Origin of the sequence: Streptomyces sp. NPDC008313 (assembly GCF_042956125.1) — a bacterium.
Classification (GTDB): domain Bacteria; phylum Actinomycetota; class Actinomycetes; order Streptomycetales; family Streptomycetaceae; genus Streptomyces.
Window position 1 is genome coordinate 110,232 of the sequence record NZ_JBIBFR010000020.1, and the last position, 13,123, is coordinate 123,354.

The following is a 13,123-nucleotide window of genomic DNA, read 5'->3' on the forward strand; positions in this document are numbered from 1 at the left end:
GTTCAGTCCCGTCGCGCCGACCGTCTCGCGGACTGCCCTCTCCAACATTTCAGGACACATGCAAAAGCTTGGGCAAGGGAAAAGCAACAAATCTTGACGGGAACGACCGTCGTGCGTACGTTCCGCAACGGCCGTCAGGCGCGTGAACTCGGCCCTCCGGTCGGCCAGTTGGAAGATCACCCCCCTTCCGTCGAGGAGCACACCATGCGCGAAGCGAGATCCTCGGTACCCCCCGGAACGACCCGTACGACCCGTACGACCCGTACGACCCGTACGACCCGTACGACCCGTACGACCCGTACGGCCCGTGCGACCCGTGCGACCCGTGCGACCCGTGCGATCCGGACCACCGGCCCGGCCGACCGGCCGCTCGCGGTGGGTCGCAGACGACTGCTGTCGGTCCTGGCCATCCTCGGACTCGCGCTGAGCGCCCTGGTCGGCCTCCCCGGAGCTGCTCAGGCCGCCGGCTCACTGCCCTGCGACATCTACGGCGACGCCGGTACCCCCTGCGTCGCCGCGCACAGCACCGTACGCGCCCTCTTCTCCTCCTACGGCGGCCCGTTGTACCGGGTCACCCGTGCCTCCGACGGCGCGGCCACCGACATCGGCCTCCTGGCCACCGGCGGATTCGCCGACGCCGGGCACCAGGACACGTTCTGCGGCGGCACCACCTGCCGCATCACCAAGGTCTACGACCAGACTTCGCGGCACAACGACCTGACCCCCGGGCCCGCAGGAACCGCCGGCATGGGGGCCGACCGCGGAGCTGACGCGAGTGAACTCGCCGTCACCGCGGGAGGCCACAAGGTCTACGGCATATGGATCTCACCCGGCGTCGGCTACCGCTACACCGGCGTCGCGTCCGGGGTCGCGGTCGACGGGCGGCCCGAGGGCGTCTACATGGTCGCCAGCGGTACCCACGTCGGTTCCGCCTGCTGCTTCGACTACGGCAACGCCGAGAGCACGCCGGCCGACACCGGCAACGGTCACATGGACGCGGTGAGCATCGCGACCACCTGCTACTTCGCACCGTGCACCGGCTCCGGGCCGTGGGTCGAGGCCGACCTGGAGAACGGCATGTTCCAGGGCGACAACGGCTCCAACCCCGCGAACCGCGGCAACAGGAGCACGTACGTCACCGCCGTCCTGAAGAACAACGGGCAGACGAGATACGCGCTCAAGGGCGGCGACGGACAGTCCGGCGGGCTGACGACCTGGTGGGACGGGGCGCTGCCCACCCGCGGCGGGTACCGGCCCATGCATCAGGAGGGCGGCATCATCCTGGGCACGGGTGGCGACAACAGCAACTGGAACATGGGCAGTTTCTTCGAGGGCGCGATGGTCTCCGGCTATCCGACCGACGCCGCCGAGAACGCCGTCCAGGCGAACATCGTCTCCGTCGGCTACTCCGGCCGGACCGACGTACCCAACGGCCCCCAGGGTACGGTCACCGGCCCCGGCGGAAAGTGCGTGGACGTCGCCGCCGACGACACGGGCGTCAACGGTGCCGCCGTACAACTGTGGGACTGCCAGACCTACGCGGAGGACCAGCACTGGACCCACAACTCCGACGGCTCGCTCAGTACGGTCGGCCGGTGCCTGGACGTCGTCGGGAACGGTACGGCGGCCGGGGCGAAGCTGGAGCTGTGGGACTGCAACGGCGTGGGTGGTCAGAAGTGGGTGCAGCAGGCGGACGGTTCGCTGCTGAATCCGCAGTCGGGGCGGTGCCTGGACTCTCCCGGCGGGGCCACGGCCAACGGCACCCGGCTGCGGATCTGGGACTGCAACGGCGCCGCGGCCCAGAAGTTCTCCGTCGACGCGGGCGCCCCGGTCACCGGGCCGGGCGGCACGTGTCTCGACGTCGCGGCCGACGACATCGGAGGCAACGGCGCCGTCGCGCAGTTGTGGGACTGCCAGTCCTGGGCCGTCGACCAGCACTGGTACCACGGCGCCGACGGTTCGCTGCGCACGCTCGGCCGGTGCCTGGACGTCGAGGGCAACGGTACGGCGGCCGGGGCGAAGCTGGAGCTGTGGGACTGCGACGGCGTGGGCGGTCAGAAGTGGGTGCAGCAGGCGGACGGTTCGCTGCTGAACCCGCAGTCGGGGCGGTGCCTTGACTCTCCCGGCGGGGCCACGGCCAACGGCACCCGGCTGCAGATCTGGGACTGCAACGGATCGGCGGCGCAGAGATTCGCACTGGGCTGAGACCCGGCCGAGAGGACACCGGTCCCGCGGACCGGTAGCAGGAGACGGGACTTGTGAGGGAAGACCGGTCTTTTCTCACAAGTCCCGTCTCCTGGCGGACCGGCACGTCGGCTACTTGCTCTCCAGCCTCCCCAGCGGCTCGGCGTCCTGCTCCAGAGCGGCGGCCGCCTCCCGCCAGCCCGTGTCCCCGGGGATGAGGGCGCTGCGCAGGAAGGCCGAGGTGAGCCGCTGGATCAGCGCCACGCGCGCCGGGCTCTCGTCGGTGGTCTCCGTGACCTCGTACCCGGAGATCCCTCCGAGCGAGTGCTCGGCCCCGAACAGCGTGAGCAGGCTCTTGTCGCCCGGGCTGTGGGTGTAGGGGTCGGTGAACCAGTCCGGCCCACGGGTGGAGAGCAGTGACTGGTCGTGGTCCCCGGCGACGACGAGCGCCGGTGTCGTCATACCGTCGAAGGACGGCTTCATGAAGGGCAGGTTCTCTTCGGCGAAGGGGGTGAGGTCGTCACCGAGACCGGGCAGGGCGAGCAGCACGCCCGCCTTGACCCGGGAGTCGGACATGTCCTCGCCCGGCACACCGTCGGCGTCGAGGACGCGCGCGCCGAGCAGTGTGCTCGCCGTCTGCGCTCCCCACGAGTGGCCGGCCACGGCGATACGGCCGCGGTCGAGGCGCCCGCCGAGGCCCGGCACCGATGCCTCCAGGACGTCGAGCCCGTCCAGCACCCGTGCGAGATCCTCGACACGGAAACGCCAGACGCGCGGGGTGCGTGGGTCCTCGGCGGGAAGGGCGAGCGTCCTGGAGTCGAGATGGGTGGGCTGAAGGACGACGAATCCCCTGGCGGCCCAGTCGTCCGCGAGCGGGGCGTAGTCGTCCATCGACTTGCCGAAGCCGTGCGAGAAGACGATGACGGGCAGGCCATCGCCGGTCGCGGGAGCGGACACCCGCACCTGCAGATTCTCCCCCCGCTCCGGCGCGCTCAGGACGACGGGCTTGGCCGACACCACCGTGACGGGCCCGCCCACGCTCTCCCGCGGGTTCGCACGGTGCGTCTCGGGGCCGGACTCGGGCGTGGACATGGATAGGGGCATGGACATCGAAGTGCCTTCCAGGGTGTTGCTTCATGACCCGGCCCGACGGCAGCGGCATGCGACGGCATGGGCGTGCCTCTGCCCGCCGGCATCAGCACGAAGCGGAACGTTGCTCCGCTTACGATACGGAACGCTGTTCCGCTTCGCAAGGGCGGGTGTGGGGGCGGGTACGGGTCACGGCACGGTGATCACGGTCTTGCCGCGGGCGTGGCCCTGTTCCACGTGGCGCAGGCCCTCGGCCGTGCCGGCCAGGGGATAGGTCCGGCCGACCACGGGAGTGAGCTTTCCGGCGTCGACGAGTGCGGTGACGGTGAGCAGGTCCTCCCGGGCCGGGCCGGCCGGGGTCGCCGGGAGGATGGGGCGCAGCCGCTGCCGGACGACGGCGTCGAGCGCGGCCGTCCTCAGCATGGAACCGATCGCTCCGAAGACATGGCCGGGTGAACCGCCGCCGTTGGCCACCAGGGTCCCGGCCGGGGTGAGCACCCGGCGCAGTCGGCTCAGCGGGTGATTGCCCACGTTGTCGAGGATCACGTCATGGCGTACGCGCCCGTCGGTGAAGTCCTCCCGGGCGTAGTCGACGACCCGCGTCGCGCCCAGTGAGCGGACCAGGTCGCCGCTGCCGGCCCCGCACACCGCGGTGACCTCCGCGCCCAGGTCCGTCGCGATCTGCACGGCGAAGGTTCCCACGCCGCCGCCCGCTCCGTTGACGAGCACCCGCTGCCCCTCCCGGACCCGGCCCACGGTGCGGATGCCACGCAGGGCGGTCACCGCCGCCATGGGCACGGCCGCGGCCTGCTCGAAGGTGAGGCGCGCGGGCTTCGGGACCAGCAGGTCGGCGGTGGTGCACGCGTACTCGGCGAGGGAGCCCGGGCAGAAGCCGAGGACCGGGTCGCCGGGCCGCAGCGCCTGTACACCGGGGCCGACCGCCTCCACCACCCCTGCCGCGTCGATGCCGGCGACCCGGTGCTTCGGCCGGCTCAGTCCCATGCCGCCGGTCAGCCGCGCCGCGTACGGGTCGCCGCGCATCATGTGCCAGTCATAGGGGTTGAGTGCGGCGGCGCGTACGCGTACCAGCACCTGGCCGTCCCCGGCCGTGGGCCGGTCGATGTCCAGAAGCCGCAGGATGCCGGGCGGGCCGAACCGCTCCTGGACCACTGCCTTCATCGCCGTGCCCCCGTCCCCTCGGGCCCCCGCCGCGGTTCGCGCGTGTCCTCCGGTCACCGTCCCGGGGGTGTCGCACGCCGTCGGTGCGGGCCGTACCGCGAGTGAGGGAAAAGTAGGTGTACGGCCGACGGCCGTCAAGTGCCGCCTGCGGGACGGGCTCAGGGCGTGCGGGCGCGGAGACGGCGCAGCATCCGGGGGTCCGTGAAGCCGACCGAGCGGGCGGCGGCGTCGACCGTCGCGCCGTGACTGATGAGGTGCTGGGCACGCTCCAGGCGCAGGGCCTGCTGGTAGCGCAGGGGAGTGAGTCCGGTGGCGCGGCCGAAGAGGCGGGTGAGGGTGCGTTCGCTCACGCCGACGGCCGAGGCCAGGCCGGGCAGCGGGAGTGCGCGGTCGAAGCGGGCGTCGATGAGGTCCTGGACGCGGTGCACGGTGTCGTCGAGGTGGGACCGGTGCCGGAGCATCGCGCTGGACTGCGGTTCATGACCGTTGCGGCGGGCGTAGACGACCATGTTCCGGGCCACCTGGGCGGCGACGGCCGGGCCGTGCCGGGTCGCGAGCAGGTGCAGGGCCAGATCGATGCCGCTGGCGATGCCGGCCGAGGTGATGACCCGGTCGTCGGAGGTGAACAGGACGTCGCGCACGACCACCGCCTCGGGGTGGCGCAGGGCCAGTTCCTCCTGCACGTCGTGGTGCGTGGTGCAGCGGCGGCCGTCGAGCAGGCCGGCCCGGCCCAGTGCTCTCGCTCCGGAACAGACACTGGCCACGGTCCCGCCCCGGGCGTGGTGCTCGCGCAGGACGCGCAGCGGCGCGGCGCCGATGCCGGGGTCGTCGGCCGGGGCGAGGGTCCGCCAGCCGGGCACGATGATCAGGTCGTCGGGCTCCAGTCCGGGCCAGTCGGGCCCGGCCACCAGGGGCAGTCCCTGCGCGGAGGGCAGCTGCGGCTGCTCGGCGACGTAGACGAGGGTGTAGGGGTGCCCGAAGTCGCAGGCCGTGGAGAAGACCTGCGCGGGGCCGGCCAGGTCCAGCAGGTGGACTCCGGGCACCAGGAAGAAGACGACGCGGCTCACGATCCGGTCATCATGCCCGACGTCCTGCCTCCGCCTCCAGCCGGTCGACGGTGGTGACGGTGGCGAAGCGTCCGGCGAGGGCGTACTCCGTGCGCCTGATGACGTCCTCGGCGGGCAGCGTACGGGGGTCGGCCAGCAGCTCGGCGACGCTCTGATCCGCCGGAGCGTCGGGGTGCGGGATGGGGTTGGTGGCGGTCGCGTCGATGACGAAGGTGACCTGGTAGCCGAGGTCGCCGGCGACGCGCGTCGTGGTCTCCACGCACTGCTCGGTGCGGATACCGCAGACGGTGAGTGCGCCGATGCCGCGTTCGGTGAGGAGTTGCTGCAGGTTGGTGGTGGTGAAGGCGTTGTGCGAGGTCTTGTGGATCAGCGGCTCCCCGTCCGCTCGCTCCAGTTCCTCCATCAGCCGGACATGGCCGAGCGCCGGATCGAAGACACCGCCGGTGCCGGGCTCGCAGTGCAGTACCCACACCACCAGGTCCCCGGCGTCACGGGCGAGCCGGACCAGGCGGTTCACCCGGTCGGCGATCTTGAGGTCGGAGGTCGTCTCCCACAGCGGACGGGCCCGGAAGGACTCCTGGACGTCGATGACGATCAGCGCTCGGTTCATGTGCCCCATCCTGATGTGCGTGGCCGCAGCGGGGACAGGCCGCATCGGGTCCGGCGGCGGACCGATCCGGTCACACGTCAGAGCGCCCTCTGACGCAGCCCCTCGGTGAAGGTGAGAAGCGGCGCGGCGGTACGAGGCGGGTCCTCGAGGTTGGGGGAGTGGCCGAGGCCGGGGAGCAGGTGGACCGTCGCGCCGGGGACGGCCCGGTAGTCGGCCGCGGACGCGGGATTCCACCTGCGGTCCTCCTCGCCGAAGAGTACCAGCAGCGGCTTGCCGAGCGATGCCAGCCGTTCCGGGAGCGAGTGCTCGCCGTAGAACGCGCGGATCGTCCGCGAGGTGGCGCCGAACACCTGGAGGTCGACGTCCCGGAACTGCTCCACGTATTCCCGGGGGATCTCGAAGCCCTCGTGGAACCCGTCGCTGATGGCCCGCCGGATCTGGTCGTCCGTCAGCTCCGCCCAGGACGCCGCCCCGAGTTCGGCCTCCTTCGCGATGTACGCGGCCATGTGGGGGCCGGTGCCGATGAGCACGACCGCCGTCACGAGGTCGGGCCGCCGCTCGGCGACAGCGCTGGCGAACACTCCTCCGCTGGAGTGGCCGACGACACAGGCGCGTCCGACGCCGAGCCGGTCCAGCACGTCGCCGAGCCGGCGGGCCTGGTCGGCGACGGCGTAGCTCGCGCCGTCCGGTCTGCCCGACGCGCCGCACCCGAGCAGGTCGACGCGGATTACCCGGTGTGAGCCGGTCAGCAGGGGAAGCATCGGCTCCCAGGAGCGGGCCGACGCGGCGGTTCCGTGGATGAGCACGAGCGCGGGGGCGTCGGCGGGGCCGTCCTGGCAGACGTGGATCTCACCGTCGGCCAGGGTCAGGGTGGTTTCCTCGGCGGTCGGGCCGGACGTGTTCTCCGAAGTGGTCATGACGGGACTCTCGCGGCCGGCGCGGGCCCGCGGCTTGGACAAATGTTCCGCTCGCGAGGCTGCGTAGCATGGGGGGATGGCGACCGGAAGGGACGACCTGCTGTGGGACATCACCTGCCCCGCACGTCCCCTCCGCGTGCCGGGAGTCACCATGGCCGGGTTCCGCGACCGAGGTCTCACCCCGCCCGGTCTCCGGCTCGTCCCGCACCCGGCCGTCGCCCTCCTCCTGGTCTTCGACGGCGGGGTCACCGTGCGGGACACCATCGGCCGACGCCGGTCCGGCAGCTTCGTCACCGGGTTCGGGTACGGCGACCGCCTCGACGTGCTGCGAGCCGACGCGTTCGAGTGCCTCCAGGTGCGCCTGACACCGATGGTGGCGTACGCCGTCCTGGGCGGGGCCGTGGCCGACCTCGACGGCACCGCGGTCACCCTGGACGACCTGTGGGGGCGGGAGTCGGCGCGGATCTGCGAGCGGCTGGGCGACCTCCCCTCCTGGGCGGACCGTTTCGCGTGGGTCGACGCATGGCTCGCGCACCGGTGCGCGCGGGCGTCGGAGGCGGCCCCGGAGGTGGCCTGGGCCTGGCGGCGGATCACCGACAGCCGGGGCACGGCCCGTGTCGAGCAGGTCGCGGCCGAGCTCGGGTGGAGCCGCAGGCAGTTGTGGGCCCGGTTCCGGGCGCAGGTCGGTACGCCACCGAAACGCGCCGCCAGACTCGTCCGCTTCGACCATGCCGTCCACGCTCTGGTCGCGGGCCGCGCGCCCGCGGGAGTCGCGGCCGAGGGCGGCTACGCCGACCAGTCGCACCTGCACCGGGACGTCGCGGCCTTCAGCGCGATGACCCCGGCGACGGTGGTCGACGAGCCGTTCCTCGCGGTCGACGACACCGCGTGGGGCCGGCCGGGACCGGCGCCGAAGCAGCGGGCCGGCGCCGGCGGGCCCGCGCACCCGCCCGCACGGGTGGGGTGTGGGAGGCGGGGAGCGGCTGGTGCCGTGCGGTCCAGCGGTCTCAGCCCGGGTAGGTGAACTCGTCGGCCGGGCCGGTGGGCGAGGTGACGCCGCCGACCGTGACGGTGACGTCCACGGTCTTCGGGTCGTCGATGATCCGGTGGGGCACGTACGCCGTGAGAGAGGTCGGGGACACGACGTGGACCCTGTCCCCGGCGGTCTCCTTGAACTGCACGGTGGTGGCTCCCTCGACGAAGCCGGAGCCGCCGATCGTGACCTTGAGGCCGACGGCCCCCTCGTTCGGTTCGACGGAGGTGACGACGAGGGGCGCCGGTCCGTCGTAGGCGAAGCGCCCGAGGGGTACGGCGGGCGAGGTCCCGAACATGGTGGTGACCCGGACGTCGACGATGCCGGCCCCGGGAGGCGCGGTCGCGGCGATGCTCGTGCCGCTCGGGTCGACGGTGAACTCGGTGCACGGGACCGGGCCGAAGTCGACGACGGTGCCGGGGCCGAATCCGCTGCCCTCGATCGTGACGCCCGTCCCGGTCTGCCCTGAGGTGGGGCTCACCGAGGCCACCAGCGGCCCGGGGGGAACGAGGGGGGCGCCCAGCAGCGACAGGTAGGTGTTGTTGGCGTGCTGGAAGCCGACTTGGCCCAGGTAGTCCTCGACGGTCTTCTTGACCAGCGCAAGGTCGTGACGCGAGTAGTCCCCGTTCATGAAGGTGGTGCCCGGGGCGCTGGGCTGCACGTAGACGTTCTGCTTCCTGAGCAGGTCGATCTCCGACAGCATGACCCTCACCTCGGCGTTCGCCACCGGTCCCTGGTCCTTCGGGTACCAGGTCTTGGGCGCGTCGAGATCGGACCACGCGCACGGGACCACGTCGTAGGAGTTGACGTAGCGCTCGTTCAGGCTGAACGGCAGGGAGTCGACGTAGTCGGCGAAGCCCTGGAGGCCGGCTGTGGGGGCCGCGAAGGTGATGAGGGCGAACCGCGGGGTGTTCGGCCAGCGCTGTGCCTGGAGGTAGGGGGCCACCATGGTCGCGACGCAGCCGCCGAGGCTGTGGCCGGTCACGTACACCGTGGGCGAGGAGCGCGCCGACGTCAGCAGTTCCAGCAGCGCCTGGGCAAGGGTCGTGCCCGAGGCAACGGTGATGTGCGACTGGCCGGGCGCGTCCCCCGACTCCTGATCGACGTCCCACCAGGAGAGCCCTGGCGCGTTGACGACCTGCGTGAACGCGGCCATGGCACCGGCCGAGACGGCCACGGGGGTCGTGGTCCCGTAGGGGAACGGCATCACCGTTCCGACGTCGAGGTCCTCCATCATGTCCGCCGGGGCCTGGACCGTGCCGCGGACGGCCACGGCGAACTCGTTCGATCCGTCGAGGTTCTGGGCGATGTACACGAGGTTCGCGTTGTCCGGGCTCAGTGCCAGCCACAGCGGCAGCCAGGTGCCGCCCGTGGCGAGCGAGGCGTCGGCCAGGCGCGCGGCGACGCCGGACAGGGCACGCCCTGTCTGGTCCGCCAGGGTCTCGCCCGACGGCCGGGGCACCGCGGCGGTGGCGGCGACCGCGGCCAGAGTCATGGTGACCTGGGCGGAGACCTCGTCGGACTGTGTGGCCGTCGGCATGCGTGCTCCTTGGGTGGCGTGCGGACCGGATGCGCCGCGGGGCCGTTCCCACGGGTTCCGGCGGACGGTCGCGGCCCTCGTCCCGGACCCTCGCTCGGCGGACACGTGCCATTCGGATGGTCGCCTCGAAGCTATTTCATCCCGCTTTGTGGCATGGTCACGCAGTGCTTCGGGATCACCCCTGGACCCGTGGGTTTCAGGCTCCCGGCCCAGTCAAGGCGCCGAGCGGCGTCACGCGCCGCCCACCCGGAGCGCACCGTACGCGCGCGAGGCGGCCACCGGGGTGCACACCCCGGCGGTCACCTCGCGCGGTGCCGCTCAGGTGTTGACGCACGTGTTGCCGGTCGCCGGGTTGAGGACTCCGACGACGTCGACGGTGTTGCCGCAGACGTTGATGTCGAGGTCGATGGGTACCTGGACGGCGTTGCCGGAGAGGATGCCCGGCGAGTTCGACACGTGGGCCCCGGCGCCGTTGTCCGCGTCGGCGGCGGTCGCCCCGCCGAGAGCGGTGGCGGTCAGGAGGACGGTGGCGGTGATGACGGTGCGCAGACGCATGGTCGCTTCCGATGCTAGGAGGATGAACTGACAAGCTGCCGGTTCCCTGGTGAGGCGGACGCATCCACGGATTCCTTCGAACGAGCCGTCCCGTACTCCCTTCGGAGCACATCCGGGGTGCGCCGGTCGTCGTGCCGTGCCCTGCCGGGTAGCGGACCGGGACGCCGAGGACTCGAGCGTGGCGTACGCACTGCTGCCGGCGCCGCTGCCCTGGACGCTCGGTGTCCGGGTGCGGGGGCCCGGGACAAGTGCCGTACCAGGAGCGGTTCGTGGGCCCTAGGATCGGGACTCGAACGTAGGGGGACATGTGGATCCGGAGATCGCCGCGCTGGCAGGGACCGCCGGCACGACCGTTGTCACGCTGATGGCCACGAACGCCTGGGAATCGACCAGGGACGGCATGGTCGCCCTCTGGCGGCGTTTCCAGCCCTCCAGGGCCGAGAGCATCGGCGAGGAGCTGGAAGCGGGCCGCGAGGAACTCCTCCTCGCGCGCGAGGCGGGCGACGCCGAGTCCGAGGCCGAGCTGACCGCCGAGTGGCAGGGCCGTGTGCGCCGGTTCCTCCTCGCCAGGCCCGAGGCCGCCGAGGCCCTGCGCGGCGTCCTGGACGAGCTGTACCCGTCGGCGCCGGAGCAGCCGGGGACGGAGCGGATCCGTCTGGAGGCCCACGCGTCGGGCCAGGCACGGGTGTACCAGGCCGGACGCGACCAGCACATCACCGAACGATGAGCTCGCCGGGGCCCATGGACGGGCAGGCTTCGGACCACGCCCGGGTCTTCCAGACCGGCGGGAACCAGTACATCGAGGAGCACGTCCACCACTACGCTCCCGGTGCCGCTCCCCTGTTCGGGCGTCATCTGGCCGGCCCCGCCGAACCGCGGTTCACCGCTCCCGACTCCGTCCGTCTGCCCCTGGTCGGCCGCGCGCCCGGCGTGCTGCGGGACCGCACCGACCTCATGGACCGTCTGCGGGCAGCCGTGGCGGGCCCGGGGGGAGACATCCACGTCCTGCACGGAATGGGCGGCTGCGGCAAGACGGCTGTCGCTTACGCCCTGTTCACCGAGGCCGTACGGGACCACGGCCGGGTCGGCCTGTGGGTCAACGCGTCCGACCGCGCGTCCCTGCGCGCCGGCATGCTCGCCGTCGCCGGCGACCGCGGCGCCGGCAGCGGCGAACTGGCCGCCGCGGCAGGCGGGCAGCGCGCCGCCTCCGACCTGGTCTGGCACCACCTGCACCGGTCGGCGACGCCCTGGCTGCTGGTCCTGGACAACGCGGACGACCCCGCCATGCTGGAAGAGGGCGCCTGGCTGCGCGCCAGTCCCCTCGGGACGGGTGCTCGTCACCACCCGCCACGCGGCCTCCGCGCTGTGGCGCGACCCTGGGGTCAGCAGCCACCGGCTCGGCGTGCTGCCCCTGGAGGACGCGGCCACGGTCCTGTGCGACCTGGCCCCGGACGCCGGAACGCGGGAGTCCGCCCGGAAGGTCGCCGGGCGCCTGGGCTGTCTGCCCCTGGCGCTCACCCTGGCCGGAGCGCATCTGGCCCACCAACTGCTGGAGTCCTGGTCCATGGACGAGTACGACCGCCGGCTGAGCGAGGAGTCGACGGCCCTGGTCGACCGCGGAGCGCCCGAGACCCGCGGCGGCCACTCCCGCGGCCTCGTCGGCCGCACCTGGCAGCTGTCGCTCGACAGCCTGGCGGACGACGGCCTGCCCGAGACGACGACCCTGCTGCGGCTCCTGTCGTTCTGGGCGGCGGACCCGGTGCCGCTGTCGCTGCTGATGCCGGCGGCGCGGGGCGGCATCGACCTCACGAACCTCGGGCCTCCGCTGGCCGCCGCCCGTGTCGAGCCCGCCCTGCGCGCGCTGCTGGACCACTCGCTGGCCGACATGGTCGAGGCCGGGGGACACCGCTGCGTGAAGGCCCACGGAGTACTGCTGGACAGCGTGGCGTCGGGCGTGCCCGACAGCGAGCGCGGCCTCCTGGCACAAGCGGCTGCCCGGCTCCTGCGAGCCGCACTGCCGCGGGACGGCGCCACGCTGCCGCTGGAGCGTTCGGCGTGGCGGCTCCTGGCACCGCACGTGGCCGGACTGCTGCGGTGGTCCGACCGCCACGGACTGGTGACGGAGGAATCCGTACGGATCGCGGCGCGTGTCGCACGGCTGCTGTACGAGGCGGGCGACTGGGCCGCCGCCCTGGCCCTGGCCTCCACCGCCGCGGACATCGCCACCGAGCACCTGGGGGAGGACGACGCGGCGTCCATCGAGGCCCGGTCGGGCCAGGGACCCGCCCTGTTCCGGCTCGGCCGGTACGCCGAAGCCGCCGACCTCCTGCGGCCGGTCCACCGGGACGCGCTGCGCACCCTCGGCCCCCACGACACGCGCACCCTCGACGCGGCCTACGAACTGCAGCGGGTACTGCACCGCCTGGGCGATCTGGCACAGGCCCGGACGCTCCTGCGGTCGGTTCTCGACGGCCGTCGGCAGGTACTCGGCGACGCCCACGTCGCCACTCTGAAGGCGCGTTGCGAGATCCTGGAACTACGGCTGTCCGGCGACGAGTTCGAGGGCTACGTGACGGCGGCCGAGGAACTGGCCGGGGACTGCGAACGGCATCTCGGTGACGGGCACCTGGTGACCGTGTGGGCCCGGGACGCACTCGCGCGAGGGCTCCTGCGCTCCGGCCGGGGCGCCGAGGCCGAGGACCTCTTCGGCCGGGTGCTCGCCGGACAGAGAGCCGGATACGGGGACGACCACCCGCTGGTCCTCGGAGTGCTCCTCCAGCTCAGCCGGGCACAGCACGCCCAGGGCAAGAGGGAGCAGGCCGTCGCGAGCGCGCGCGAGGTGGCCGAGCAGCGGGCCCGCGTCGTGGGGGAGGACCATCCCGAGACCGTCGCGGCGCGCGCCTGGTGCGCCGAGATCCACGCGCGGCCGTCCGGGGAGCGGTGACCTCG

General features: G+C 72.7%; 11 protein-coding genes. 4 read left to right on the forward strand and 7 right to left on the reverse strand.

What is annotated here, in order from left to right; all coding sequences use genetic code 11:
* The first annotated feature begins 204 nt into the window (after positions 1-204).
* On the forward strand, positions 205-2,205 hold the full coding sequence (locus ACFY93_RS25370; RefSeq protein ID WP_391363098.1) for an arabinofuranosidase catalytic domain-containing protein: 2,001 nt from the start codon (positions 205-207) through the stop codon (positions 2,203-2,205).
* Between the two features lie 111 nt (positions 2,206-2,316).
* Here ACFY93_RS25370 and ACFY93_RS25375 read toward each other — a convergent pair whose 3' ends face one another.
* The 5 genes from ACFY93_RS25375 to ACFY93_RS25395 form a co-directional block, all read right to left on the reverse strand.
* Complete coding sequence (locus tag ACFY93_RS25375) at positions 2,317-3,276, reverse strand: alpha/beta hydrolase family protein (protein WP_391363100.1); 960 nt, start codon at positions 3,274-3,276, stop codon at positions 2,317-2,319.
* 186 nt (positions 3,277-3,462) lie between these two features.
* Positions 3,463-4,452, reverse strand: coding sequence for a zinc-binding dehydrogenase (locus ACFY93_RS25380; protein WP_391363102.1), 990 nt, complete (start codon positions 4,450-4,452; stop codon positions 3,463-3,465).
* Positions 4,453-4,610: 158 nt separating this feature from the next.
* Complete coding sequence (locus tag ACFY93_RS25385) at positions 4,611-5,519, reverse strand: DJ-1/PfpI family protein (protein ID WP_391363104.1); 909 nt, start codon at positions 5,517-5,519, stop codon at positions 4,611-4,613.
* Positions 5,520-5,529: 10 nt separating this feature from the next.
* Complete coding sequence (locus tag ACFY93_RS25390; protein WP_391363106.1) at positions 5,530-6,129, reverse strand: isochorismatase family protein; 600 nt, start codon at positions 6,127-6,129, stop codon at positions 5,530-5,532.
* 77 nt (positions 6,130-6,206) lie between these two features.
* A complete protein-coding gene (locus ACFY93_RS25395; protein ID WP_391363107.1) occupies positions 6,207-7,046 on the reverse strand; it encodes an alpha/beta fold hydrolase in 840 nt (279 codons plus the stop codon).
* 76 nt (positions 7,047-7,122) lie between these two features.
* Between ACFY93_RS25395 and ACFY93_RS25400 the strand changes: the two genes are divergently transcribed.
* On the forward strand, positions 7,123-8,070 hold the full coding sequence (locus ACFY93_RS25400; RefSeq protein ID WP_391363109.1) for a helix-turn-helix domain-containing protein: 948 nt from the start codon (positions 7,123-7,125) through the stop codon (positions 8,068-8,070).
* Here ACFY93_RS25400 and ACFY93_RS25405 read toward each other — a convergent pair.
* Complete coding sequence (locus ACFY93_RS25405; protein ID WP_391363111.1) at positions 8,054-9,619, reverse strand: IPT/TIG domain-containing protein; 1,566 nt, start codon at positions 9,617-9,619, stop codon at positions 8,054-8,056. The two genes, ACFY93_RS25400 and ACFY93_RS25405, sit on opposite strands and share 17 nt — an antisense overlap.
* 318 nt (positions 9,620-9,937) lie before the next feature.
* On the reverse strand, positions 9,938-10,174 hold the full coding sequence (locus ACFY93_RS25410; protein ID WP_391363113.1) for a chaplin family protein: 237 nt from the start codon (positions 10,172-10,174) through the stop codon (positions 9,938-9,940).
* 307 nt (positions 10,175-10,481) lie between these two features.
* Between ACFY93_RS25410 and ACFY93_RS25415 the strand changes: the two genes are divergently transcribed.
* Both ACFY93_RS25415 and ACFY93_RS25420 read left to right on the forward strand, forming a co-directional pair.
* Positions 10,482-10,901 carry a hypothetical protein gene (locus tag ACFY93_RS25415; protein ID WP_391363115.1) on the forward strand — a complete coding sequence of 140 codons (420 nt, stop codon included), beginning with the start codon at positions 10,482-10,484 and terminating at the stop codon, positions 10,899-10,901.
* A gap of 603 nt (positions 10,902-11,504) precedes the next feature.
* Positions 11,505-13,118, forward strand: coding sequence for a tetratricopeptide repeat protein (locus ACFY93_RS25420; RefSeq protein ID WP_391363117.1), 1,614 nt, complete (start codon positions 11,505-11,507; stop codon positions 13,116-13,118).
* The last annotated feature ends 5 nt before the right edge of the window (positions 13,119-13,123 follow it).